The following is a 24711-nucleotide window of genomic DNA, read 5'->3' as shown; positions in this document are numbered from 1 at the left end:
TTTCGTCGTTGACGAGACGAAGGTGCCCGGCGGCGCTCTCGGTCTGCTGTCGATCCTCTTGCGGCTATCGTGATCGCATGCGTTTCGGGGTGCTGGGGCCGCTCGCGGCGTGGACGCCGAGTGGTGATCCCGTCACGGTGCGCGAGGCTCGCGTTCGCGCGCTGCTGGCCTCCCTGCTCGTCGCCCCGGGGCGTGTCGTGTCCGCCGACCGGCTGGTCGACGACCTGTGGGGCGACGTACTCCCGGCCAACCCCTCGGGCGCCCTGCAAACCCTCGTGTCGCGCCTGCGCCGCGCCATCGGCGCCGGCCTCGTCGTGCACCGCCCGCCGGGCTACCTGCTGGACGTGCCGCCGGACACCGTGGACAGCGGGCGGTTCGCCGAGCTCACCGGGCGCGCGCGGCGCGCGACCGACCCGGGCGCGCTGGCGGCGCTGCTCGCCGAGGCGCTCGGCCTGTGGCGCGGCGAGGCGTTCGCCGGTTTCGCCGACGAGCCCTTCGCCAGCACTGCGGCCGCCGCCCTGGAGGAGCAGCGCCTGGTGGCCTGGGAGGACTACGCCGGGGCGCGGCTGCAGCTGGGTGACCACGCGGTGCTGGCCGGCGAGCTGGGCGAGCTCATCGAGCGGCATCCGCTGCGCGAACGCCTCCGCGCGGCGCACCTGCGCGCGTTGCACGGTGCGGGCCGGACCACCGAGGCGCTCGACAGCTACCGCAAGCTGCGCCGGCTTCTCCGCGACGAGCTCGGACTCGAACCAGGTGCGGAACTCACTGCGCTGCAACAGGAAATGCTGAGCGCCGAACCACCCGCACCAGTCCGGCGGCAGACCCCGCCGTCGCAGGCGCCGTTGCCCGCACCGCAGACCGAGCTAGTCGGCCGCGACGACGCCGTCGCCGACGTCCGCGCACTGCTCGGCACGCATCGCCTGGTGACGCTGACGGGACCGGGCGGGGTGGGCAAGACCAGGCTCGCGCTCGAAGTCGCCCGCGCCGAGGACGAGGTGTGCCTCGTCGAACTCGCCGGCCTGCCACGCGAGACCACAGTGGACGGTCTGGCCGACGTGCTCGCCGCAGCGCTCGGCATCCGCGACGGCGTCCGTCCGCAATCATCGGTCGAACGCCTCGCCGACGCGCTGCGCGGCAGGCGACTGCTTCTCGTGCTGGACAACTGCGAGCACGTCGTCGAGCCGGCCGCCGCGCTCGTGCCGCTGGTGCTGCCGGCATCGGACGTACGGGTGCTGGCGACGAGCCGCGAACCGCTCGGCGTCTCGATCGAGCACCTGTGGGAAGTGCCGCCGCTGGACGTCCCGACGCCGGGCGCGCCGTCGGCGGACGTGCAGCGCTCCGGAGCGGTGCGGCTGTTCGCCGTGCGAGCAGCGGCAGCCTCGCCCGGATTCGCGCTGTCCGCCGAGAACGCCGAAACCATCGCCACGATCTGCCGCCGCGTCGACGGCATCCCGCTCGCCATCGAGCTGGCGTCGGCCCGCGTCCGCGTGCTCGGCACGGCCGAACTGGCAGAACGCCTCAACGACCGGTTCGCCGTGCTCACCGGCGGGCCTCGCGACGCGCCGCCGCGCCAGCGCACGCTGCGCGCGGTGCTCGACTGGAGCTGGGAGCTGCTGACCGCGGCCGAGCGGACGGTGCTGCGCAGGCTCGCGGTCTTCGCCGACGGCTGCACGCTCGCCGCCGCGGAGGCCCTGTGCGCCGGCGACGGCGTCCGGCACTCGGAGGTGCTCGACCTGCTGGCGCGGCTGGTCGACCGCTCGCTGGTCGTCGTCTCGCATTACGCCGACGGCCCGCGCTACGGCCTGCTGGAATCGGTGTCCGCGTACGGCGAGCGGCAGCTGGAACCGCAGGAGCTCGCCCGGCTGCGGCACGCGCACGCCGCGTACTACACCTCGCTCGCCGAGGAAGCGGCCGAGCACCTGCACGGCCCGGAACAGCAGCGCTGGCTGAGCCGCCTCGACACCGAGACCGGCAACCTTCGTCGCGCCCTCGGCGACGGCGAGTTCGCGTCCCGCCTGGCACGCGCGATGGCGTGGTACTGGTTCCTGCGCGGGCGACTCACCGAGGCGCGGCGGGCCACCGAAGCCGCGGGGTCCGCAGTGGTCGCCGCCTGGCACACCGGATTCCGGCTGCTCACCGGCGAACCCGTCGACAGCCGCACCGCGCTGCGCCTGCGCGACGCCATCACCGACCCCTGCGAGCGCGCGATGGCGGGCTGGTTCCTCGGCTACGCCGCGACGAGGTTCGGCGACATGCCGGTCGGTGAGGAGCTCATCCGCGCGGCGCTCGTCGAGTTCGAAGAACTCGACGACAGCTGGGGCGTGGCAGCGACTCTCAGCGTGCGCGCCGTGCAGCGCCACGTCCGGGGCGACCTGAACCAGTCCACTGTGGACGCAGAGCGGAGCCTCGCGCTGTTCCGCGAGACCTGCGACCGCTGGGGCCGGGTCCAGGCCTGCGCCGTGCTCGGCAGGCTCGCCGAGATCGCGGGCGACTACCCCGCGGCGGCCACCTGGCAACGCGAAGGGGTCGAGCTCGCCGAGGAACTCGCGCTGTGGCCGGACGCCGCCATGCGCTGGTCCGAGCTGGGCCGCATCGCGCTCCTGGAAGGCGACCACGACCGCGCCGACGAACTGCACGAGCGGGGACGAGCGCTGGCCGTCGAGCACGGCGATTCGGCGGGCCAGGAATTCGCGGAGGTGGGGCTCGCGCTTTCCGCGCGCCGCCGCGGCCGGTTCGCCGAGGCCGAAACCCTGCTGCGGCCGTGGCTGGAGTGGAACCGGCGGTTCGAGGCGGACAACGGCGCGGCGCTGATCCTCGCCGAACTGGGCTTCGCCGCCGAACAGCGCGGGGACGCGGACGCCGCGTTCCACCTGCACGGGCAGGGCCTCGCCGCGGCCCGGCGCACCGGCGACCCGCGAGCGGTCGCGCTGGCGCTGGAGGGCCTCGCGGGCGCCAGGTTCCTCGCAGGCCAGCCAGGGCGGGCGAAGGGCCTGCTCGGGGCGGCGGCACGCCTGCGGGAATCCGCCGGCGCGCCACTGCCGCCCTGCGAGCGCGGGGACGTCGACCGCATCGAGCAGGCGCTTCGCGACGTCTTCGGCGAACTCCCCGGCAACGAACGGGAATTGCAGGAGCGCCGGTAGCGACTACGGGCGCAGGGACGCGATGAGGAGGTCGGCGAACTGCTCGCCGACCTCCTCGCCGGTGAGCTTGCCGTCCTTGCGGAACCAGGTGCCGAGGTGGTGCACCGCGCCGAAGAAGAAGTCGACCACCAGGTCGGCGGCCTTGTCCTCGCGGAACACCCCGGAGCGCTGGCCCTCCTCGATCAGCGCCCGCACCCGCTCGTGGTAGCGCCGCCGCTGCGCCCGGACCTCGGCCTGCTTGTCCGGGTGCAGCAGGTGCATCGAGCGGAAGAAGATCACCGTGTCGTCGAGGTTCGCCGCCGTCGTGGCGACGACGTCCGCGGCGACCGCGTGCAGCCGCTCCTGCACCGGAGCCTCGCTTTCCGCCGCGCTCTCCATCCGCGCCTGCTGGACCCGCAGGACCCGCGCGTAGATCTCGTAGAGCAGGTCGTCCTTGGAGCCGAAGTAGTGGTACATCGCCCCCTTGGTGACCCCGGCCGCGTCGACGATCTGCTGCACCGAGGTCATCTCGAAGCCCTGCTCGGCGAACAACCGCGTGGCCACGGCCAGCAACCGCTGCGGAACCGGTTCGGCGCCCACCGCCGGTCCGGCAGTAGTGCGACCGTTCGCCGACCGCGCCATGTCAACCTCCCCTGTCGATCTACACCCAGCGTATCGACCCGCCGGCGCGAACCGGCGGCGACACCTTCTCCTACTGCACCTTGCGCTGGAGCTTTCGCATCCCGGCTTGCCAGCGCTGCGGCTCGGCGGCCCGCAGCGCGTAGTAGTCGGCGACCTCCGGGTGCGGCAGGATCAGGAACTCACCGCTGCCCAGCGAGTCGGCGACCACGTCGGCGACCTCCTCCGGTTCGAGCGCGCCCTTCGCGAGGATCACCTCGCCGGCGTTGCTGCTGGTGCCGAGCATGTTGGTGCGCACACCCTGCGGGCACAGCGCCTGCACCGTGATGCCCTGGTCGGCGTAGCTGATCGCCAGCCACTCGGCGAAGCCGAGCGCGGCGTGCTTGGTCACCGAGTACGGCGCCGCCTTCAGCATCGTCAGCAGCCCGGCGGCCGACACGGTCGCCAGGAAGTGCCCCTGGCCCCGCTCCAGCCAGTGCGGCAGCACCGCGCGGGCGGCGCGGACGTGCGCCATGACGTTGACCTCCCAGGACTGCGCCCAGGCGGCCTCGTCGGCCTCCGGCCCGCCGCCGCGGGAGATTCCGGCGTTGGCGCAGAACAGGTCGATCCGCCCGTGCTCGCCGAGCGCGGTGTCGACCAGCGCGCGCACGCCGTCCTCGCTCGCCGCGTCGCCGGGCACCGCCGTCCCGCCGACCTCGGCGGCCACCTTCCGCACCCCGTCGGCGTCCACGTCGCCCAGCACGACCTTCGCCCCGGATGCCGCGAACTTCCGGGCCATCGCCGCACCGATGCCGTTGCCGGCACCGGTGATCACCACGACCGCATCAGCGAGCTGCAACTCGCACACCGCCCTTCCCGAGTCTGGTTCCGCTTGCACCAGCGGCGATTTCGCGCGAAATCGCCGATTCCCACGCGTGCCGGATGGCGATTTCGCGCGAAATCACCAAGAGCTCACACACCGCCCTTCAGGGTCACGCCGCCGTCGAGCACGAGGACCTGTCCCGTGATCCACGAGGCCTCGTCGGAGAGCAGGAACGCCGCCGCGCCGCTGATGTCGGCCGGAATTCCCAGTCGCTTCAACGGATAACCCGCCGCGACCTCGTCCTCCTTGTCCTCGTACAGCGCGGTGGCGAACTTCGTCTTCACCACGGCCGGGGCGACGCCGTTGACCCGGACCTTCGGGCCGAGTTCCACCGCGAGGTCCTTGGTGATGTACGCCAGCATCGCCTTGGTGGCGCCGTAGAAGCCGATGCCCGGCGCGGGCCGCAGACCGGCCACCGAGGACACGTTGAGCACCGAGCCGCCGTGCTCCTTCATCCACGCCTGGTGCACCTGCTGGGTCCACGCCAGCGCCGCGAGCACGTTGACCTCGAAGGTCTTGCGCGCGATGCCGTGCTCCAGCTCGATGAGCGGGCCGTAGGCGGGGTTGATGCCGGTGTTGTTGACCAGCATGTCCACCCGGCCGAACGTCTCCACGGTCTTGGCGACCGCTTCCGCCTGGTGCTCCGCGTCGTCGGCCTTGCCCGCGATGCCGAGCGCGTTCTCGGCTCCGCCGAGGCCCTGCACCGCCTCCGCCAGCGGCTCGGGCTTGCGCGCGGTCAGGGTGACCTTCGCGCCCTCGGACACCAGGCGCTCGGCGATGGCCAGGCCGATGCCGCGGCTGGCGCCGGTCACGATCGCCACCTTGCCGTCGAAACGCTTGCTCATGAATTTCCTTCCTCTCCAGGCTCTTCCGGTGCCGAACGGCCCTTCACCGCACAGCGGCTCGGGCGGTGTCCCGCAGTTCGCGGCGCAGGATCTTGCCGGTCGCGGTCTTGGGCAGCTCGTCGAGGATCTCGATGCTGCGCGGGTACTTGTACGCGGCGAGCTGCCGCTTGCAGTGGGCCACGAGCTCCTCCGCGGTGGCCGACGCGCCCGCGCTCAGGCTGACGTAGGCCTTGACCGTCTCGCCCCGGTAGGAGTCCGGCACGCCGACGACGGCGACCTCCCGCACCGCGGGGTGTCCGTAGAGGACGTCCTCCACCTCGCGCGGCCAGACCTTGAAGCCGGAGGCGTTGATCATGTCCTTCTTGCGGTCCACGACGTAGAACCAGCCCTGCGCGTCCATGAACCCGACGTCGCCGGTGTGCAACCGGCCGCCGCGGATGCCCGCCGCGGTCTCCTCGGGCTTGTTCCAGTAGGACGGCACCACCATGGGCCCGTCGACGACGATCTCGCCGACCTCTCCGACCGGCAAGTCCTGCCCGGCGTCGTTGACGATGCGCAGCACGGTGTTGTAGGTGGGCACGCCGACGCTGAGCGTGCCCGACTCCTCGTCGACCGGCGCCTCCAGGTGCGCGGGCACCGACGTCGCCGTCGCGGTCGTCTCGGTCAGGCCGTAGCCGTTGCGGATGTAGTGGCCGTACCGCGCGCGGAAGGTCTCGACGACCGCCGACGGCAGCGGCGCGCCGCCGGAGTACACCAGCTCCAGCGAGGAGAAGTGGCCCGCGGTCACGTCCGGGTGGTTCATCAGGGCCATGTACGCGGTGGACGGGCCCACCATGTAGCAGGGCCGGTGCTCGGCCAGCGCGTCGAGCACCACGCCCGGCTCGAAGCGGTACACCAGGTCGAGCTGCCTGCCCAGCGCCAGCGCGGCGCCGAGCTCGCAGACCAGGCCGGTGATGTGGAACAGCGGTGCGAGCCCGAAGATCCCGTTGCCACCGAGCTTCTCAACGCGGGTCCGCATGCCTTCGGCGTTGAACACGACATTGCCGTGCGTGTTGGTGGCGCCCTTGGGCACGCCGCTGGTCCCCGAGGTGTAGACCAGCAGCGCGACGTCCGAGCTCGACAGCTCGACCTCCGGCGCACGCCGGCCGACGTGCGCCCGCGCGACCGCCAGCAGATCCGCGCAGCCGGCGGCCGGGCGGCGTTCGAGCTTGGCGAACAGCCGCGGGTCGTGGCGGGTCTGCAGGTCGAGCTCGCTGGTGGTGATCGCGACCCGCACCCCGGCGGGGCCGGCGAGCTCGCCGAGGACGTCGTGCCAGCCCTGCTCGGAGGAGACGACCGCGGCCGGCTGCGCGTCGGCGAGGATCTTGGTCAGCTCGCGGGTCCGGTACATCGGGTTGAGCGGCACCACGATCGCGCCGGCCTTCCACCCGGCCAGCAGCGCGATCGCGAACTGCGGCACGTTCTGCAGGTACAGCGCCACCCGGTCGCCCCGGCCGACACCGTGTTCGACGAGGTGGCAGGCCAGGCCGTCGCTGAGCTCGTCGAGCTCCCGGTAGCTGAGCCGGCCGTCGAAGTAGGTGATGGCCACGCGATCCGGATGGTCCCGGCGGGCCGCGGCGAACAGTTCGAGCATGGTGCCGAACCGCGGCTCGATCGCCACGGGCACGTCGCCGCCGTCGTAGAGCGCCAGCCAAGGCCGTTCGTCGTACGCGCTGCCCAACACGCCACCTCCACGTTGAGACCGACCAGTCGGTACGTCCAGTCAACGGCTCGCGCCGCGTCTCGTCAACCCTCGGCGGCATGCCGTGCTCCAAGCGGCGCAACTCCGGCGTCGCAACCTCGCCAAAACCTTGACCGGACAACTGGTCCAGTCCATTTTCGAGGACATCATCCGGCTCTCACCCCACGGAGGCCCGCATGACCGGAAGACTGGCCGCGCTCGCCGCGGCCGTCCTCACCACCGCACTCGCGTTCGCACCGGCCGGCTCCGCCGCCGCCCCGGCGGCCGTGCCCAACCACCACCTCACCGGGTACTGGCAGAACTTCGTCAACGGCGCCAAGCCGCTGAAGATCAGCGACGTTTCGGCGAACTACGACGTCATCGCACTGGCCTTCGGCAACGCCGATCCGGCGAAACCCGGCGCGGTCACCTTCAACGTCGACCCGGAGCTGTCCACCGCGCTCGGCGGCTACACGGACGAACAACTCAAAGCGGACATCGCCGCGAAGAAGGCCGAGGGCAAGTCGTTCGTGCTGTCCATCGGCGGCGAAAAGGGAAACGTCGATCTGGGGAGCGCTGCGAACGTCGCAAATTTCGTCGACTCGGTTGGAAAAATTTTAACCGATTACAGCATCGATGGGTTAGATATTGACTTGGAGCACGGGCTCAACGTCGCCAACACGACCAGCGCGATCCGCCAGCTGCGCGAGCGCGTCGGCGACGGATTCGTGCTCACCATGGCGCCGCAGACCCTCGACGTGCAGCCCGGCGGCTCCTACCTGCAACTCATCGAGAACGTCAAGGACATCCTCACCGTCGTGCACACCCAGTACTACAACTCGGGTTCGATGAACGGCTGCGACGGCCAGGTCTACAGCCAGGGCTCGGTCGACTTCATCACCGCACAGGCGTGCACCCTGCTGCAGACGCTGCGCCCGGACCAGGTTTCGCTGGGCCTGCCCGCGACCGCATCGGCGGCCGGTAGCGGGTACGTCGATCCGTCGATCATCAACAACGCGCTGAGCTGCCTGGCCGCGGGCACCGACTGCGGCCAGTACACGCCGGACCAGCCGCGCCCCGAGATCGGCGGCGTGATGACCTGGTCGATCAACTGGGACGCCAGCAGCGGCAATGCGTTCTCGGATCCGGTTCGGACCCATTTGGACAGCCTGCCGTAGCCACACCGGACTCCGGTCGGGGTCTTCAGATCCACGATCACGCCAAAGAACACCCCGACCGGAGTCGGCCCGCGGTCACGTTGCGCAATCCACATGCTACGACAAGTGATATTTGGCACTGGGCGCACGTTCGCGCACACATTTTCCGAATCCCGCGCTACCCTGGAGTCATGTCAGCCGCGCTGGAGACCGTGTTGGCACGAGCCGGTTTAAAGGTCACCGCCAACGAATTCCTGACCCTGGTCGAGGACGCCGCGAAGAAGCTCACCTCGCCGCAGGTGGACCCAGCCGCGCACTTCACCGAGGCGGAGCGACGGGCGCTCACCGAAGCAGGCCTGGACCTGACGCCGCTGAGCGACTCCGAAGTCGACGCTCGGGCGCGGACCGTCGCCGAACAGGCGGTGTTGCGCGACACCGCGCTCTCGGTCAACCAGGCCGCGGACCGCGTGGGAGTGGACAGCAGCCGGATCCGCCACCGCATCAGCGAACGACGGCTGATCGGCTGGAAGGACCGCGGCGGATGGCGGCTGCCCGCGTGGCAGTTCAGCGACACCGACGTGCTGCCCGGCCTGGACACCGTGCTCGCGCTGATGCCCGCCGACCAGCCGGCACTCGTGCTGGCCAACTTCATGACCACGCCGCAGGAGGACCTCGAAATCGGGGACCGGCCGGCGAGCCCGCGCGAGTGGCTGCTGGCCGGCGGCGATCCGCAGCGGGTCGCCGAGCTCGCCGCCACCATCGGCACCCCGGCCTGAGCCCACTCCCCAACCTTCGAGACCCCAACCCAGGACCTCCATGGCACGGCTACCACAGCCGCCTGCGCCCGCTGCGCTGCAGGCGATGCTCCGGCGCACCGAAGACGTGATCGCGGTGCCCGCCGGCACTCGCCTCGTGCGCGTGTTCACCTCCGGGGGCAACCACCCGCAGCAGTGGAACAGCTTCCGCTACGCCGGCCCGCTGCCGCACGCCCGGTTCGACCCGCACCTGCCCAACTCCCAGGGCGGCCCGACGGTCACCCGGGAGCACGGCGTGCTGTACTTCTCGCTGTCGGTGCAGACCTGCATCGCCGAGGTCTACCAGGCAACCTCCACAGTGGACCGCCGGACGCGCAGCCCGCACCTGGTGCTGTTCCGTCCACGTCGGACGCTCCGGCTGCTGGACCTGACCGGCCTGTGGCCCACCCGGGCCGGCGCCTCGCAGGCGATCAGCAGCGGCCCCAAGCTCCGCACCCAGGCGTGGGCCCGCGGCATCCGCGCGGCCTACCCGGAACTCGACGGCCTCTGGTACCGGTCCTCGATGGACGCGGGCAACCCGTCGCTGTGCCTGTGGGACCCGCCGGCGGCGACGGCGCTCCCGGATTCCCCGGACGTCCTGTTGCCCCTGAGCCACCCGGGACTGGACGTCCCATTGGGACGGGTCTGCAAAGAACTGAGCTACACGTTGCTGGACTGAACCGCATGCGTTCGATGTTGCGATAGAGGCTGTTCTGGCGGCGGCGTGGGGCCTGCGGAGCGGCTTGCGCCGTCGAAGAGCTGAAGCGAACGGCCTGTTCACCTCACCAATCGAGACGAACGGTCCGTTCACTCCACATCAGGCAGCACGAACGCAACATTGCGCCAATGAATTCTCGAACAGGCTCAACAGCAACACGAACCGCACATGGACCGGAACGGCTGCAACAGAAGTGCCCGGAGTTCTCGTGTGGAACTCCGGGCACTCGCGTGTCAGGTCAGGCGTTCTCGGCCGGTTCCTGTTGCTGCGACTCGGTGTCCTTCTTGGACTTCGCCAGGCTGGCCCAGGTGGTGATGCCCAGGACCACGATGATGAAGCCCAGCGACATCCAGTTGGTGATCTCCAGCCACTCCGGCACCAGGTGGTACTCGTGGAACGCGTGCAGGATCAGCTTGATGCCGATGAACCCGAGGATCACCGCCAGGCCAACCGACAGGTAGATCAGCTTGTCCACCAGGCCGCCGAGCAGGAAGTACAGCTGCCGCAGCCCCATCAGGGCGAAGGCGTTGGCGGCGAAGACCAGGAACGGGTCCTGGGTGATGCCGAAGATCGCCGGGATCGAGTCCACCGCGAACAGCAGGTCGGCGCTGCCGATCGCGACGATCACCACGAACATCGGGGTCAGCAAGCGCTTGCCGTCGATCTTCACGGTCGACTTGGCGCCGTGGTAGTCGTCGGTCACCGGGAACACCTTGCGGACCCAGCGGACGACCGCGTTCTCCTCGTATTCCTCGCCCTCGTCCTTCTTGCGGACCATGCTGACCGCGGTCCAGATCAGGAACGCGCCGAAGATGAAGAAGACCCAGACGAACTGGGCGATCAGTGCGGCGCCGACCGCGATGAAGATGCCGCGCATCACCAGCGCCAGCAGGATGCCGATCAGCAGCACCCGGTGCTGGTGGATGGACGGCACCGCGAAGCTGGACATGATCACCATGAAGATGAACAGGTTGTCCACGCTCAGCGAGTACTCGGTGATGTAACCGGTGAAGTATTCGATCGCGAAGTGCGAGTCCCCGAACACCCAGACGCCGATCCCGAAAAGGATCGCGCAACCGACGTAGAACACGACCCACTTGGCTGCTTCACCCGTGGTCACCTCGTGCGGCTTGCGGTCCACGATCACGAGGTCGAGCAGGAGCAGCAGGGCCAGGCCGCCGAGCGTAGCCGCCCAGATCCACCAAGGAACGTCCAGTCGATCGACTGCGGGCTGTGCCTGTTGGGCCAGCAACGTCACGGCACCCATTCATCACCTCCGGTTCAGGGCATGCGCCAGGGACCGGAGGTCTCTTCCACCGGCCTTCGGCCGGTCGACGGCACCGGGCTTGTCCGAGCAAGTTCCGTGATGACGACACCGCCGCGAAGGAATACTCCCCTCCACCTTGCCAAGATTGTCACTTATGCGTGGGTCCGCACACCACCCCGGGGCCGCACAAGCAACGAACATCACGTCGCGAACCGTACGGGGGACCGCTCAGGGCGGCAACGGGAGTCATCGCGGCATCACACCGACGGCCGCAACGAGATCATTGCGTCTCACCCGATCATCGCTATGATCACCACCGCCCGGTCGCACCGGGACCGCACGCGGGGATGCGGAAGCGGCCTCGGCGGTCGGCACGACGACGTGTCCGGTTGCTGTTTGGTCTCTGGTTCATAGCGTCTTGCCTTCGCCCCCGTCTGGAACGAATCCGGTGCCGTCCTCTTCACCTACTGTCGAATGCGTGTCCGCCTCCCCCCGTCGCCGCAAGGGCCTCGCGCTGATAGCCCTTACCTGCGTTGCCCTCGTGGTGTTCGGTGCTTTCCTGTGGTCCGGTGACGAGAAACCGGTCGCCACGCCGGAAGCGCCCCGGGAAGCGCTGCTGGACGTGCTCGACGGCCCCGGCGCGAACGAGCGGGTGCAGATCGACGTCACGCTGTTCGCCCCGGCGGACACCCCGGCGCCGTCGATCCTGCTCGCGCACGGCTTCGGCGGCAGCAAGGACGACACCGCGGCGCAGGCGCAGGAGCTGGCGCAGCGCGGGTTCACCGTGCTCACCTATTCCTCCCGCGGTTTCGGCCGCAGCACCGGGAAGATCGCGCTGAACGACCCCGACTACGAGGTGACCGACGCCCGCCAGCTGCTGGACTGGCTGGCCCGCCAGCCGGAGGTGCTGCGCGACGGCGAGGGCGATCCGAAGGTCGGCGTCACCGGCGGCTCCTACGGCGGCGCGCTGAGCCTGCTGCTGGCCGGCAGCGACCGGCGGGTCGACGCGATCGCGCCGGTGATGACCTACAACGACCTCGGCCAGGCATTGCTGCCCAACGCCGGCTCACGGGACCAGATCGACGGCAGCACCCCGGCCCGCGGCGCCGCGTCCGCCCAGGGCGTGTTCAAGCAGGCGTGGGCGGGGCTGCTGTTCTCGGCGGGGAGCTCGCCGGCGCAGCGCGCCGTGGACCCGCCGCAGGCCCCGCCGGCGTCCGACGGCGCCGCGGCCACACCGACAGGGCAGCCGCTGACCTGCGGGAGCTTCACCGAGCAGGTGTGCGCGGCCTACACCGAGGTGGCGCAGACCGGCCGCGCCGGGCAGTCGACGCTGGACCTGCTCGACCGCGTCTCCCCCAAGACCGTCACCGCCCGCATCCATGTGCCGACGCTGCTGGTGCAGGGCGAACGGGACACCCTGTTCGGCCTCGACCAGGCCGACGCCAACGCCCGGCAGATTTCCGCCGCCGGCGGCAAGGTCAAGACCATCTGGTTCGCCGGCGGTCACGACGGCGCCTCGCCGGACGCGGCGCTGCGGGGACGCATCGCGGACTGGTTCGCCTTCCACCTCGGCGGGGTGCCGCCGGTGCCCGATCCCGGCACGGCCTTCGAGTACGACATCGCGGGACGGCCGCAGCGCAACGGCGAGATCCCGGTGCGCACCGTGTCGGCACCCGCCTACCCGGGCGTGCACGCCGAGCGCACGCCGCGCTTCGCGCTGCAACTGCACGGCGCGGTCACGCAGGTGGTCAACCCGCCGGGCGGCAGCCCGGCCGCGACCAGCTCGCTGCCCGGCGCCGGCGAGGTGCTCGACGCCGCGGGCAGCCTCGGCCGCTCGCTGGCGCGCGACCTGCCCGGCCAGGTGGCGGTGTTCCGCACCGATCAGCTGGACAGCCAGCTGCTGGTCTCCGGCACGGCGCAGACCCGGATATCGGTGGCTTCGGTGCCCGGCCAGCCCGCGACCGGGGACGCGGTGCTGTTCACCAAGCTCTACGACGTCGGCCCGGACCAGCAGCGCAGCCTGATCGGCAACGCCGTGTCGCCGCTGCACGTGACCGGCCTGCCGGCGGACGGCACGCCGGTCGAGGTGGACGTGGCGCTGCCGGGCGTCGTGCACCCGCTGGAGACCGGTCACCGGCTGGAACTGGCGGTGGCCACCACCGACCAGGCCTACGCGGTGCCGCGGGAACCGGCGGTGCACCGCATCGGCCTGGCCGGCGACGGCTCGGTGTCGATCCCGTCGGTGCGCGGCGAGACCACGACCGGCAACTCGGTGCCGGTGGCGCCGCTGGTCGGCATCGGCATCATCATCGCGGCGGCGCTGGCGGCGTGGGTGATCTCGCTGATCCGGCGCAAGAGCACCGACGACGTCGACCCGCTGCTGGCCGACACGCCGCTGCTGATCGCCGGGCTGACCAAGTCGTACCCGGAGAAGCCCGCCGCGGTCCAGGACCTGTCGATCCGCGTCGAGCGCGGTCAGATCGTCGGGCTGCTCGGCCCCAACGGGGCGGGCAAGACGACCACGTTGCGGATGCTGCTGGGGCTGCTCAAGCCGAGTTCCGGGCAGATCCGGGTGTTCGGCCACCGGGTGGCCGGCGGGGCTCCGGTGCTGTCCCGGGTGGGTTCGCTGGTCGAGACCCCGGGCTTCCTGCCGCACCTGTCCGGCCTGGACAACCTGCGGTACTACTGGGCGGCGACCGGGCGGCCGATGCTGCAGGCCCGCTTCGACGAAGTGCTGCAGATCGCCGGCCTCGGCACGGCGGCCCGCCGCCCCGTCCGCACCTACAGCCAGGGCATGAAGCAGCGGCTGGCGATCGCGCAGGCGATGCTGGGGCTGCCGGAGCTGCTGGTGCTCGACGAGCCGACCAACGGGCTGGACCCGCCGCAGATCCACCAGATGCGCGAGATCCTGCGCCGCTACGCGTCCACCGGCCGCACGGTGCTGGTGTCCAGCCACCTGCTGGCCGAGGTCGAGCAGACCTGCACGCACGTGGTGGTCATGCAGAACGGCCTGCTGGTGACGGCGGGCAGTGTGGGCGACATCGTGTCGGTCAACGGCGAGGCGACCTTCCGGGTCGACCAGCCGGAGCAGGCCGCCGAGGCGCTGTGCACCATCGAAGGGCTCGGCCCGGTGGAGACCGACGGCGACCTGGTGCACGCCGACCTCGCCGGGCACTCGACCGCGGTGGCGGTGAACGTGCTGGTCGCCTCCGGGATCGGAGTGCACCAGGTGGGGCCGCGGCGGCGGTTGGAGGACGCTTTCTTGCAGCTGGTCGGGGAGGATCACCGGTGACCGACGACGCCGAAGGACCCAAGGTCGGGCAGCTGGACACGGCCGAGACCGCGGTGGTCCGGTCCGGCCGCCGCCAGCCGACCCAGCCCGACGGCAGCGTCGAGGGCTACCGCGCGAAGCGGACCTTGCCGGTGCGGGTGGAGCTGGCGCGGCAGCTGCGGCGCCGCCGCACCCGGCTGGCGCTGGGCTTCCTGGCCGTGCTGCCGTTCCTGCTGCTGCTGGCCTTCGAGCTCGGCGACGACGGCGGGCGGCGCGGCCGCACGCTGGCCGACATCGCCACCGCCAGCGGCCTGAACTTCGCGGTGTTCACGCTGTTCGCCTCGACCAGCTTCCTGCTGGTCGTGGTGGTGGCGTTGTTCTTCGGCGACACCGTGGCCAGCGAGGCGTCCTGGTCGAGCCTGCGGTACCTGCTCGCCGCGCCCATCCCCCGCACCCGGCTGCTCCGGCAGAAGGCGGTCGTTTCGGCGCTGCTGTCGGGTTTCGGGCTGGTCCTGCTGTCGGCGGTCGCGCTCGGCGTGGGCCTGGTGTGGTACGGCGGCGGCGACCTGGTCAGCATCACCGGCGAGGCGGTGCCGTTCCCGACCGGGGTGGTCAGCCTCGCGGCGGCCACGGTCTACCTGGCGGTGCACCTGGCGTGGATCGCCGGGCTGGCCCTGTTCCTGAGTGTCAGCACGGACGCGCCGCTGGGCGCGGTCGGCGGCGCGGTGGTGGTGTCGATCCTGTCGGAGATCCTGGACCAGATCACGGCGCTGGGAGACCTGCGGAACTACCTGCCGACGCACTACTCGACGGCCTACTCGGACCTGCTGGGCCACGACGTCGACTGGACGGCGATGACGCACGGGGCGTTCTCCGGCCTGGCCTACGCGGCGGTCTTCACCGCCCTGGCGATCTGGCGCTTCAACCGCAAGGACATCACCAGCTGACGAAGGCTGTTTTCAGACTCGTTTTGCGTGGCGGTGCGGGTAGCGCCGGAAGTCCTCACGATCCCGTCAGGGCAGCTCGGTGGGCAGGCCGAAGGGCGGGAAGTGGTCGCGGCCGATGAACGACGTGACCTCGGCGATGCGGTCGTCGCGCAGCGTCAGCACGTTGACCGACCAGGCCAGGTGGGCGCCTGCCTCGTCGTCCCAGAGGTAGCAGCCCACCGCGGGCTGGCCGTTGGCGCTGGTCCGGAGGTGCCGCCAGGAGCCGCAGACCAGCGGGACGTGCACGGCGAAGTCGGTGACGGCCTCGATGCCGCAGTACCAGTGCCGCATCGGCGGCATCGACCAGGTGACGTCCTCGGTCAGCAGCGCGACCAGGGCGTCGGCGTCGCCGTGTTCCAGCGCGGCGGCGAACCCACCGACGATCTCGTGCAGGCGCGCGTCGTCGATCTCCCGCAGCGCCTGCTGCTGGGTGCGGGCCGGGACCCGCTCCGCGACGACCTTGCGGGCGCGTGCCAGGGCCGAGTTCACCGACGTGGTCGTGGTGTTCATGATGGCGGCGATCTCGGCGGCGGAGAAGCCGAGCACCTCGAAGAGCAGCAGCGCCGCCCGCTGGTTGCCCGGCAGGTGTTGCAGCGCCGCGACGAAGGCGAGCTCGACGGCTTCGCGTTGTTCGTAGCGCGAAGCCGGGCCTGCCGGGCCGTCGCCGAGGCCCGCGTCCGGGTAGGGCCCCAGCCAGGCGACTTCGGTCACCGGAACGTCGCCGGTCACGGCGCGGTCGCTGGCCGGGCCGAGGTCGACGGGCAGCGCCCGCTTGCCGCGCGCTTCGATCGCGTCCAGGCAGGTGCGGGTGGCCACGGTGTAGAGCCATGAGCGCAGCGAGCTGCGCCCCTCGAAGCGCGCGAGGCCGCGCCACGCCCGCAGGAGCGCGTCCTGCAAGGCGTCGTCGGCGTCGTGGGTGGAGCCGAGCATGCGGTAGCAGTGCGCGTGCAGCTCGCGGCGCAGCGGCTTCACGAGCCGGGTGAACGCGGCATCGTCACCGCCGCGCGCCCGCGCCAGGTCGTCCTCCGCGACCGGATCCGAAGTCCGCGCGGAAAAAACTTCGCTCACGATCGACGATTCTGCCGTATTGCGGGAGTCCCTGTGCCGACCTGACATCGACCGCTTGCGCAGGAGACGATCCACAATGACCGAGGCAGACCTGAAAGCCGATCTCCACCGGTACCTGCGGGAGGCGCGCGCGGCGCTGCTGTGGAAGCTGGACGGGCTTCCCGAGCGCGACATCCGCCGACCGCTGACGCCGACCGGCACCAACCTGCTGGGGTTGGTCAAGCACCTGATCACCGTCGAGCTGCTGTACCTGAGCCACGTCTTCGGCGAGCCCTTCGACGAGCCGGTGGCCTGGTTCAGGCCGGACGCCGAGCCCAACTCGGACCTGTGGGCCACCGCCGGCGAATCCCGGGAGTACATCGTCGGGTTGTACCGGCGGGCGTGCGAGCACTCGGACGGCACGATCGCGGCGCTGCCGCTGGATTCGGCCGGCTACGCGGAGTGGTTCGCCGAGCCGGACCGGGAGACGACGCTGCACGGGATCCTGCTGCACATGATCGCGGAGACGAACCGGCACGCCGGGCACGCGGACGTCGTCCGGGAGCTGATCGACGGCGCCGTCGGCCTGCACGAGGACATCCCGATGATGGCCCCCGGCGATCAGGAGTGGTGGGCGGACTACCGGAACCGGCTGGAGCGGATCGCGAGCGGCGCCGCGCAGAGCTGACCGGTTCGGCGGGCTCGGCCGTGGCACGCCCGAGCCCGCCACCGCGTTCCGGCGTTCCATTCCGGAACCGCCGAACCAAGTCGATCCACTGTGGACCGATGAATTGAAGGCCCGGCCCGAACCGGATCGACTCCCCCGGGCGCTTCGAAAAAGATCAAGAACAATTGGCGACGGATCGCGAAGCTGCGCCGAGCGCCGGATCGTATATACCCGAATGGAGCATCGAAGCGTCGTCACCTGCGAGGACATTCGCCGCCGAGGCCCGCTCAGGCCAAGGATCCCTGCAGCTCAGCAGCCACTCGACCGGATGCCCGGACAACGCGCGGAGCCGCTCCCGGCGGGCGTCGCGCCCGGGTGAGCGGAGTCGCCGATCCCGCATCCGGACGGGGAGTTTCGCCACGTCGCGTCGGGTAATCCGCATTCTTCCAATGGGTCGACCCCCTGCCTATTCAGCTCCCTTTAGTGTCGCTAGGATCACCCTCGGTGATAAAGTTGATCAACTAGCGAGCACCAGTAGTCCCAGCGGTGACGCCCCGACCTCAGGCACTCGTGCCCGTCGCCGAACATTCCCCGTACCAAGGACGCTGATGTCTGAGTTCCCCCCATCCGCCGCGGAATCCGAGCACTCGCCCGGAACGCGGCGCAGCACGGACGACGACCTGCGGAGTCGATTGTTGCGGCTGGTCATGGTGCACCTGGCCGCCATGGCCGTGTTGGGGATCGCCGCCGCTGCCGTACTCGCCACCAACCCTTCCGGCGTGCTCCGCTACTCGGTGCTCGGCGGCGGCCTGGTCGGCTGCGCGGCCATCGCGATCATCGCCTTCAACCGGGTCAACGCCACGGCGGCCGCCGTCGACCGGCAGATCGCCGAATCCACCCAGCGCTCCCAGCAGTGGATCGAGGAATCCGCGCAGCACACGCAGCGGTGGATCGAATCCCTGCGCGCCACCGTCGAACAGGGCAAGAACGAGTTCCCCCGGCTCGTGGAGCAGGTGCGCGCGGGCGAGCCGCCCGCGCCGCGATGGCCCGCCGACGACCCCGCCCCGGGCAGCCATCCCTTCGCGCTGCTCTCCCACGAGATCCGGCAGGCGCAGGCCGCCGCCGAGTTCGCCGTGGCCCGCCTGCAGCAGGCCCCCGGTGCCACCGGCGCCGTCGAGCCCAGCGTCGCGGTGTTCGCCAACATCGCGCGGCGGGTGCAGTCCCTCGCGCACCGGGCGATCCAGCGGCTCGACGAGCTGGAGCAGATGGTGGAGGACCCGGATCTGCTCAAGGGCCTGTTCGCCGTCGACCACCTCGTGACCGGCATGCGCCGGCAGGCGGAAAGCCTCGCCGTGCTCGGCGGTTCGATGCCGCGGCGGCAGTGGAGCCGGCCGGTCCCCATGTACACCGTGCTGCGCTCCGCGGTCGCCGAGGTCGAGCACTACGCCCGCGTCAAGGTGCTGCCGCCGGTCGAAGGCACGGTCCACGGCCACGCCGTCGCCGATGTGATCCACCTGATCGCCGAACTCGTCGAGAACGCCACCGCCTGCTCGGAACCCGACACCCAGGTGACGGTCAGCACCCAGCGGGTCACCGCCGGGCTGGCCATCGACATCCGGGACCGCGGGCTGGGCATCAGCCCGGCCGACCGGACCAAGCTGAACGCGCTGCTCGCCGATCCCAGCGGCGTCGACCGCGACGAGCAGCTCAAGGACGGGCGGATCGGCCTGTACGTGGTCGCGCAGCTGGGCCAGCGGCACCACGTCGCCGTCGAGCTCGAAACCAACATGTACGGCGGAACCGACGCCCACGTCGTGGTTCCCCTCGGCCTGCTGGGCGACAACTACGAAGAGCCGCAGCAGGCGCCCGCGGTCGTCGACAGCGTCGCCGTTCCCGAGCCGCAGCCGGCCATCGCGCCGACTCCCGCGCTGCCCGCCGCACCGGCCGCCGAGCGCGGCGGCGCGCACCGGGCTCCCATCGAGTGGGAACCGGTCCGGCAGTTCGACGCCGCGGTGCCCGCCGCGTCGAACGGGACCGGCACCACGCAGTGGTACGGGCGGCACACGGGAATCGTGACCGAGGCCGTCGCCGAAGACGTGATCGCCACCCCGCCGGGCAACACCGAGCGCCCGCCGCTGCCCAAGCGCGACCGCACCAAGTCGTACGTGGCGCCCCAGCTCGCCGGCGGCCCCAAGCCGGCCGAGGCTCCGCGCGGTGGCCCGAATCCCGGCTTGTGGGCCGCATACCGACACGGCGTCAAAGGCGGCACCCGCGACAACGACGGTCCGGGTGACCACGGCGCCTGATCCGCCTCGTCCGCACCGCATTGATCTCAAGGAGACGTTACCCATGGCCAATGACCTGCCCGCCGGCCAGGCATCGGACCTCGGCTGGCTGCTCGCCGACCTGCTCCGCCGGGTCCCGCACACCCGCTGCGCCCTGCTGGCTTCCACGGATGGGCTCAAACGGCACTACCACGGCCTCGACGCCGACGAGGCGGACGCCCTCGCGGCGTGGGCCGCCGCGCAGTGCTCCCTCGCCCGCAACGGCGGGGCCCGCTTCGGCGCGGGCGACGGGGTCCGCCAGGTCGTGGTGGAGTTCGACGACCTGCTGTTCTTCGTCTCCGCCGCCGGCGTCGGCGCGGTCCTCGTCGTGATCGCCTACCCGGACGCCGACGCCAGCGTGCTCGGCTACGAGATCGCCCAGCTCGTCAAGCGCGTCCCGTCGCACCTGACCACGGCCATGCGCCAGCCCACCGCCGCCGCGCGCGCGGGCGAGGTGGGCGGCTGATCATGTCGGTTCCGCCGGACAAGCCCTGGCTCGACAGCGAAGCGGGGCCGCTGCTGCGCCCGTACTCCCTCACCAACGGCCGGACCAAGCCGACCGCCACCCTGACGCTGCAGTCGATGGTCCGGTCCACCGGCAGGATGGCGCCCGAACGCATCGAGCCCGTGCACGCCAAGATGCTGGAGCTGTGCCGGTTCGCCACGTCGGTCGCCGAGGTCTCGGCGCACCTGCACCAGCCCGCCGTGGTCACCAAGGTCCTGCTCTCGGACCTCATCGACTGGGGTGCCGTCACCACCCGCCTGCCCGACGACCTGCCCGACCGAGGACAACTGGAGGCGTTGCTCCATGGTCTCCAACAACTCTGACCTCTTCCCGACCGCGTTCAAGTTCCTCATCGCGGGCGGGTTCGGCGTCGGGAAGACCACGTTCGTCCGGTCGGTCAGCGAGATCGAACCGCTGACCACCGAGGAAACGCTGACCGTCGCCAGCATCGGCACCGATGACCTGGCCGGGGTCGGCGACAAGAGCACCACCACCGTCGCCATGGACTTCGGGCGCATCACGTTCGCGCCGCAGAACATCGTGCTGTTCCTGTTCGGCACCCCGGGGCAGGAGCGGTTCTGGTTCATGTGGGACGACCTGGTGCACGGCGCGCTCGGCGCCGTCGTGCTCGCCGACACCCGGCGGCTGCAGGACTGCTTCGCCGCGGTCGAGTTCTTCGAACAGCGCGGCGTCGACTTCCTCGTCGCGGTCAACCAGTTCCCCGACGGCTTCCGCTACGAACCCGATGAGGTCCGGGAAGCGCTGGACATCAAGCCCCACGTGCCGATCGTCCTGTGCGATGCCAGGGACCGGCGCTCCGCGGCGGCGGCCCTGGCGCGCCTCACTGAGCACGTCCTCACCAACCGTCGCCTGTAGCCGAAACCCGCACTGCGGAAACGGAGCCCCTCTTGACCACCTTCGACGCGACCGGACACCGCCACTTCACGCCCGTGGACAACGACGCGCCGCAGCGCGCGGCGCGCCTTCGGCAACTCGGGCTCGGTGAGCGAGGAGAGCCGGCGTTCGACGCGTTCGCCCAGCACGTCGCGAGAACGCTCGGCGTCCCCAACGCCATGGTCAACTTCATCACCGACAGACACCAGTACCTGGGCGGATTCTACTCGGCGGTGCTGCCTCCGGAACCCGCCGGGATGCCTGCGGATTTCGATCCCCGCAAAGGCCCCATGGAAACCGGCTACTGCCCGCACGTCATCGCCCGGGGCATCGCGCTGGTGCTGGAAGACGTCTGCGACTACCCGAGGTTCGCCGGCAACGACATCGTCGACCGGATGAACGTCCGCTCCTACCTGGGAGCACCGCTGATCGACCGCACCGGCATCGCGCTCGGGACGGTCTGCGTCATCGACACCGAACCGCGCCCGTGGGGGCGCGACGGCCTGCACGCCATCAAGACGCTGGCAGGCGAAGGGGTGCAGCTGATCCACCAGCACGAGCGGGAGAGGCTGGCGCGGTGAGCCCGCGGCGGCGCTGAAACCGCGGCGAACGGGCCCGCGCGGCGATGTCCGTGCGGGCCCGTTCCGGTTTTCAGCCCCGCCGCAGCAGTGCGTCGAGTCCGTGCTCCTCGCCCGGGCGGCGCTGTTCGACGTTGCCGATCTTGCCCTCGTAGGCCGCGATGTGCCTGGCGATGGAGTCCACCGTGGGCAGTTCGCCGAACGGCAGATCGTTCTCGATGGCGCGCAACCGCTCGCGCAGGCGCTGCTCGCACCAGGACGCGGTGTAGGAGTGCATGTCGGATCGGTGCCGGACCTCGCTGGTCAGCGCCGCCAGCATCGCCCAGCACGACAGCTCGCCCACGGCGTTCGCGAGCATGTGCCGTTGCGGGGCGCTGGCGGTGGCCCTGGTGGTCAGCTTGGCGACCGCGGCGGCGAGTTCCTGCACCTGCGGCGCGTCGAACTCGTCGAGGAGGGAGACGAGTTTCTGCGGGTCGGCGAGGAACGCGGTGCCCAGGTAGACCGTGATGGCCTCGGTCGAGCCTTCGAAGATCCGGAACAGCCGGTAGTCGCGGAAGAACTGGCCGACGACGTTGGTGTCGAGGTAGCCGCGCGCGCCGAGCAGCTGCACGCACCGGTCCACGACGTGCCACATGAGGTCGGCACCGAGGATCTTCGCGGTGAAGTACAGCGGCTCCGGCACGCGTTCGTCGCCGTCGAGCCGCGCGGCGATGTTGTCCACGAGCGTTTCGACGGCCTGCGTCGCCGCCGTGCATTCGGCGAGGATCTGCTGGATCCGGCCGTTCTCCGCCAGGTTCCCGGTGGCGACCTCGCGCCGGCGCGCGAAGCGGTGCGCGAGCTCCAGCGAACGCATCATCGCCCCCAGGCCCCCGGCGGCGATGCTCAGCCGGCCGAAGGTGAAAGCGGTCTTCGCCACGCGCAGTCCCTGACCTTCGGCGCCCAGCAGGGCTTCGGCGGGCACTCGCAGTTCGTTGAAGGTCAAGCTGTTCTGCGGCACGGCCTTCAGCCCGAGGGTGAAGACCTCCGGCCCGTGCTGGAACCCGGGGCTCGCGGAATCGACCAGGAAACCGGTGATCCCCGCGTCCTGGCCGTCTTCATCGGTCAGCCGCGCGAACACGTTGATGTACTTGGCATCGGCGCCCAGGCTGATCCACTGCTTTTCCCCGTTGAGCACATAGGACCCGTCCGGCTGCTTGGCCGCGTGGCTGGCGATGGCGTGCACGTACGACCCCTGCCCGGGTTCGCTGATCGCGCTCGTGATCAGCTGCCTGCCCCGCGCCAGTTCGGGCAGGACGGCTCGCTTCACGTCCTCCGGGGCGAAGTGCTGCACGGGTGGGACGCCCAGGGTGTTGTGCACCCCGACCAGGACGAGCAGGTTCGCGTCGATCGCGCCGAGCTGCGTCATCACCCGGACCATGTCCGAATGCGAGAGCCCGAGCCCCTGGTGCGCCTGCGGGATTCGCAGGCCGAAAAGGCCGGCGGCGCCCAGGTCCGGCACCAGCGACAGCGGCATCGAACGGCGCTCGTCCATCCTCCGCGAGTCGAGCCGTTCCCTGCTGTACTCGCGCAGGAAATCCAGCAATCCCGATATGGCGTCCGGGTGCGGCGCGCTTCTACCGGTCGAGTCCATACATCCCTCCTATGAGGACCGCTCAGCAATGATCGTTGCGACGCCATGACGAGAAATCCGGCCGGATCCGGGGGTCTGGGCGTGCCGGGTGCGGGTCGTCAGGGCGCGAAAAATCCCCTGCAGGACGAGGTTCCACGCAGGTGGGTTGCGAAGCGTCTTACGGCGTAAAGGCGGCTCCACGGCCGTTGGCCGCTCGGCCTGCGAACGCCGGCCGCCGGTCGATGCGGCACGACGGGGGCCACGATGCCCGGCCGGCGAGCAGGGAGACCGGGGCCGGCCCGCCACGCGCACCGACCGCCGGCAGCGGTGCCGTTCGGGACTGTGGAGAAGCGTGCCTGCCCCCACGGGGAGCGAGAACGCGAAGCGGCAGGACGAGGTCCATGCGCATCTCCGATCCGACTTGGCTCACTGCACCTGTTCAACTACGAACAGTGAGATTAAACTAGCTCGCCTTACTTCTTACGGGTACCACCTTTAAGGTGACCGAATCGGCATTTGACCTGAACTTTGTTACATAGAGCGATATTCCCTTTTCCTCGCGGGATTGCGACATCGCCCCGGTCAACCTGGATGATCATCGACGAGACGATCATCACTCTTCTCCCCTACCGCATCCGGCGGACGCCTTCGCTCATCTGAGCAGCGGAGTAACCTACTGATTGATGGAGATGTTCCACCTGCGCTACTTCGTGGCGGTCGCGGAGAACCTGTCCTTCTCCAAGGCCGCCCGGCAGCTGCACATGGCGACCTCGCCGCTGAGCCAGCGGGTGCGGGACCTCGAACGCGACCTCGGCTCGGTGCTGTTCGAGCGGGACTCGCACCACGTGCAGCTGACCGACGCCGGTGCGGCGCTGCTGCCGATCGCCAAGGACGTGCTCGGCCGCTTCGACGACATCCCGTGGCGGCTGCGCGAGGCGATCAGCCCGCAGCGCGCCGTCGTCTACATCGGCATCCCGCCCGGCCTGCACTCGTCGATGCGGCAGCGACTCAGGTCGTTCGAGGACCGGTGCGCCGCCGAATGCGACATCAAGCGCTGGCCGAGCGGCAGCGACGACCTGCTCGCCGGGGTGCAGCGCGGCGAGCTCGCGGTGGCGCTGGTGCACCTGCCGGTGCATGCCGAGGGCATCGAGGTGTTCGAGCTGATGCGCGAGCCGCTCGGGGCGGTGCTGCCGGCGGCGGAGTTCGGCTCCCGCAGCTCGGTCTCGCTCGCCGAGCTGGTCGACTACACCTACGTCAGCCCGGCGCCGCGGATGCTGCCGACCTACTACGGGGAACTGCTGGTGCGGTTGGAGGCGGCGGGAATCCGCCGGCGGATCACGCTCGACACCGGTGATTACGGCAGCACCAGCGAATTGGTGGCGAACGGATCGGCATTCTCCATTTCGATGCTGGATCCGGAAAGCGGGATGCACAAGCACCGCAGCGAGAACACGGTCGTGCTGCCGTTCGAGGATTTCGACCCGAGCCTGGCGACCGGCATGATCTGGCGTCGCGACCGCGCCGAAAACCAGCCCGATCTCCGCCGGCTGATCGACGAGGCCAAGCTCGCCCTCCGCTGATCACCCACCGGGTGCGCAATTTCGCGAGGAATTGACCATTGCCCGGATGAATACCGAATCAATTGCACCCCTCCCGCACGGGGCGACCACCCGATCGGCGTGACCGCTGCGGTCATGCCGTTGTTCGCG

20 protein-coding genes are annotated in these 24711 nt (G+C 70.5%); 13 read left to right on the top strand and 7 right to left on the bottom strand.

Going from position 1 to position 24711, the window contains the following annotated elements:
• The first annotated feature begins 77 nt into the window (after positions 1 to 77).
• A complete protein-coding gene (locus AC07EQ_RS17865; protein WP_478389018.1) occupies positions 78 to 3140 on the top strand; it encodes an AfsR/SARP family transcriptional regulator in 3063 nt (1020 codons plus the stop codon).
• A 3-nt stretch (positions 3141 to 3143) separates the two neighbouring features.
• Here the strand turns inward: AC07EQ_RS17865 and AC07EQ_RS17860 are convergent, their stop codons facing one another.
• From AC07EQ_RS17860 to AC07EQ_RS17845, 4 genes are all read right to left on the bottom strand, one after another.
• Positions 3144 to 3761 (bottom strand): TetR/AcrR family transcriptional regulator, encoded by a 618-nt coding sequence (locus AC07EQ_RS17860; RefSeq protein WP_478389017.1) that lies wholly within the window; start codon positions 3759 to 3761, stop codon positions 3144 to 3146.
• Positions 3762 to 3831: 70 nt separating this feature from the next.
• On the bottom strand, positions 3832 to 4605 hold the full coding sequence (locus AC07EQ_RS17855; protein ID WP_478389016.1) for an SDR family oxidoreductase: 774 nt from the start codon (positions 4603 to 4605) through the stop codon (positions 3832 to 3834).
• Between the two features lie 104 nt (positions 4606 to 4709).
• Positions 4710 to 5465, bottom strand: a complete 756-nt coding sequence (locus tag AC07EQ_RS17850) for an SDR family oxidoreductase (RefSeq protein ID WP_132487561.1) — start codon at positions 5463 to 5465, stop codon at positions 4710 to 4712.
• A 43-nt stretch (positions 5466 to 5508) separates the two neighbouring features.
• Positions 5509 to 7185: a class I adenylate-forming enzyme family protein gene (locus AC07EQ_RS17845; protein WP_478389153.1), complete on the bottom strand. Its 1677-nt coding sequence runs from the start codon at positions 7183 to 7185 to the stop codon at positions 5509 to 5511.
• 197 nt (positions 7186 to 7382) lie between these two features.
• On the opposite strand from AC07EQ_RS17845, the gene AC07EQ_RS17840 reads away from it, so the two are divergent.
• From AC07EQ_RS17840 to AC07EQ_RS17830, 3 genes are all read left to right on the top strand, one after another.
• On the top strand, positions 7383 to 8363 hold the full coding sequence (locus AC07EQ_RS17840; protein ID WP_478389015.1) for a chitinase: 981 nt from the start codon (positions 7383 to 7385) through the stop codon (positions 8361 to 8363).
• Positions 8364 to 8533: 170 nt separating this feature from the next.
• A complete protein-coding gene (locus AC07EQ_RS17835; RefSeq protein WP_478389014.1) occupies positions 8534 to 9118 on the top strand; it encodes a DNA-binding protein in 585 nt (194 codons plus the stop codon).
• Positions 9119 to 9158: 40 nt separating this feature from the next.
• Entirely contained in the window at positions 9159 to 9815 is a 657-nt protein-coding gene (locus AC07EQ_RS17830) for an RES family NAD+ phosphorylase (protein ID WP_207954457.1), read from the top strand.
• A gap of 277 nt (positions 9816 to 10092) precedes the next feature.
• Here AC07EQ_RS17830 and AC07EQ_RS17825 read toward each other — a convergent pair whose 3' ends face one another.
• Positions 10093 to 11070, bottom strand: a complete 978-nt coding sequence (locus tag AC07EQ_RS17825; protein WP_478389152.1) for a TerC family protein — start codon at positions 11068 to 11070, stop codon at positions 10093 to 10095.
• A 529-nt stretch (positions 11071 to 11599) separates the two neighbouring features.
• Here AC07EQ_RS17825 and AC07EQ_RS17820 point away from each other — a divergent pair.
• Together AC07EQ_RS17820 and AC07EQ_RS17815 are read left to right on the top strand one after the other, a co-directional pair.
• Complete coding sequence (locus AC07EQ_RS17820; RefSeq protein WP_478389013.1) at positions 11600 to 14413, top strand: alpha/beta fold hydrolase; 2814 nt, start codon at positions 11600 to 11602, stop codon at positions 14411 to 14413.
• Positions 14410 to 15339, top strand: a complete 930-nt coding sequence (locus AC07EQ_RS17815; protein WP_478389012.1) for an ABC transporter permease — start codon at positions 14410 to 14412, stop codon at positions 15337 to 15339. Before AC07EQ_RS17820 ends, AC07EQ_RS17815 begins: the two co-directional genes overlap by 4 nt.
• Positions 15340 to 15405: 66 nt before the next feature.
• On the opposite strand, the gene AC07EQ_RS17810 is transcribed toward AC07EQ_RS17815, so the two are convergent.
• A complete protein-coding gene (locus AC07EQ_RS17810; RefSeq protein ID WP_478389011.1) occupies positions 15406 to 16446 on the bottom strand; it encodes a sigma-70 family RNA polymerase sigma factor in 1041 nt (346 codons plus the stop codon).
• A 76-nt stretch (positions 16447 to 16522) separates the two neighbouring features.
• Here AC07EQ_RS17810 and AC07EQ_RS17805 point away from each other — a divergent pair, with 76 nt between their 5' ends.
• The 6 genes from AC07EQ_RS17805 to AC07EQ_RS17780 all read left to right on the top strand — a co-directional run bounded on the left by AC07EQ_RS17805 (position 16523) and on the right by AC07EQ_RS17780 (position 21396).
• Positions 16523 to 17113, top strand: a complete 591-nt coding sequence (locus AC07EQ_RS17805) for a DinB family protein (protein WP_478389010.1) — start codon at positions 16523 to 16525, stop codon at positions 17111 to 17113.
• A gap of 587 nt (positions 17114 to 17700) precedes the next feature.
• A complete protein-coding gene (locus AC07EQ_RS17800; RefSeq protein WP_478389009.1) occupies positions 17701 to 19398 on the top strand; it encodes a sensor histidine kinase in 1698 nt (565 codons plus the stop codon).
• A 43-nt stretch (positions 19399 to 19441) separates the two neighbouring features.
• Positions 19442 to 19882 carry a roadblock/LC7 domain-containing protein gene (locus AC07EQ_RS17795; protein WP_478389008.1) on the top strand — a complete coding sequence of 147 codons (441 nt, stop codon included), beginning with the start codon at positions 19442 to 19444 and terminating at the stop codon, positions 19880 to 19882.
• A gap of 2 nt (positions 19883 to 19884) precedes the next feature.
• Complete coding sequence (locus AC07EQ_RS17790) at positions 19885 to 20244, top strand: DUF742 domain-containing protein (RefSeq protein WP_358572567.1); 360 nt, start codon at positions 19885 to 19887, stop codon at positions 20242 to 20244.
• Positions 20225 to 20797 carry a GTP-binding protein gene (locus tag AC07EQ_RS17785; RefSeq protein ID WP_478389007.1) on the top strand — a complete coding sequence of 191 codons (573 nt, stop codon included), beginning with the start codon at positions 20225 to 20227 and terminating at the stop codon, positions 20795 to 20797. Before AC07EQ_RS17790 ends, AC07EQ_RS17785 begins: the two co-directional genes overlap by 20 nt.
• A gap of 32 nt (positions 20798 to 20829) precedes the next feature.
• Positions 20830 to 21396 (top strand): GAF domain-containing protein, encoded by a 567-nt coding sequence (locus AC07EQ_RS17780; RefSeq protein WP_478389006.1) that lies wholly within the window; start codon positions 20830 to 20832, stop codon positions 21394 to 21396.
• A 70-nt stretch (positions 21397 to 21466) separates the two neighbouring features.
• Here AC07EQ_RS17780 and AC07EQ_RS17775 read toward each other — a convergent pair whose 3' ends face one another.
• A complete protein-coding gene (locus tag AC07EQ_RS17775) occupies positions 21467 to 23023 on the bottom strand; it encodes an acyl-CoA dehydrogenase family protein (protein WP_478389005.1) in 1557 nt (518 codons plus the stop codon).
• Positions 23024 to 23685: 662 nt separating this feature from the next.
• On the opposite strand from AC07EQ_RS17775, the gene AC07EQ_RS17770 reads away from it, so the two are divergent.
• Positions 23686 to 24582 (top strand): LysR family transcriptional regulator, encoded by an 897-nt coding sequence (locus AC07EQ_RS17770; RefSeq protein WP_478389004.1) that lies wholly within the window; start codon positions 23686 to 23688, stop codon positions 24580 to 24582.
• Positions 24583 to 24711: the final 129 nt, after the last annotated feature.

Source organism: Saccharopolyspora sp. NPDC045839, from assembly GCF_056431645.1.
The sequence above is the reverse complement of the archived record's forward strand: the minus strand, read 5'-3'. Positions and strand labels throughout refer to the sequence as shown.

Bases quoted from the DNA above. Each gene is read 5' to 3' on its own strand.
- AC07EQ_RS17865 (WP_478389018.1), top strand. From the start codon at position 78: ATGCGTTTCGGGGTGCTGGGGCCGCTCGCGGCGTGGACGCCGAGTGGT.
- AC07EQ_RS17860 (WP_478389017.1), bottom strand. From the start codon at position 3,761: ATGGCGCGGTCGGCGAACGGTCGCACTACTGCCGGACCGGCGGTGGGC.
- AC07EQ_RS17850 (WP_132487561.1), bottom strand. From the start codon at position 5,465: ATGAGCAAGCGTTTCGACGGCAAGGTGGCGATCGTGACCGGCGCCAGC.
- AC07EQ_RS17840 (WP_478389015.1), top strand. From the start codon at position 7,383: ATGACCGGAAGACTGGCCGCGCTCGCCGCGGCCGTCCTCACCACCGCA.
- AC07EQ_RS17835 (WP_478389014.1), top strand. From the start codon at position 8,534: ATGTCAGCCGCGCTGGAGACCGTGTTGGCACGAGCCGGTTTAAAGGTC.
- AC07EQ_RS17830 (WP_207954457.1), top strand. From the start codon at position 9,159: ATGGCACGGCTACCACAGCCGCCTGCGCCCGCTGCGCTGCAGGCGATG.
- AC07EQ_RS17805 (WP_478389010.1), top strand. From the start codon at position 16,523: ATGACCGAGGCAGACCTGAAAGCCGATCTCCACCGGTACCTGCGGGAG.
- AC07EQ_RS17800 (WP_478389009.1), top strand. From the start codon at position 17,701: ATGTCTGAGTTCCCCCCATCCGCCGCGGAATCCGAGCACTCGCCCGGA.
- AC07EQ_RS17795 (WP_478389008.1), top strand. From the start codon at position 19,442: ATGGCCAATGACCTGCCCGCCGGCCAGGCATCGGACCTCGGCTGGCTG.
- AC07EQ_RS17790 (WP_358572567.1), top strand. From the start codon at position 19,885: ATGTCGGTTCCGCCGGACAAGCCCTGGCTCGACAGCGAAGCGGGGCCG.
- AC07EQ_RS17785 (WP_478389007.1), top strand. From the start codon at position 20,225: ATGGTCTCCAACAACTCTGACCTCTTCCCGACCGCGTTCAAGTTCCTC.
- AC07EQ_RS17775 (WP_478389005.1), bottom strand. From the start codon at position 23,023: ATGGACTCGACCGGTAGAAGCGCGCCGCACCCGGACGCCATATCGGGA.
- AC07EQ_RS17770 (WP_478389004.1), top strand. From the start codon at position 23,686: ATGGAGATGTTCCACCTGCGCTACTTCGTGGCGGTCGCGGAGAACCTG.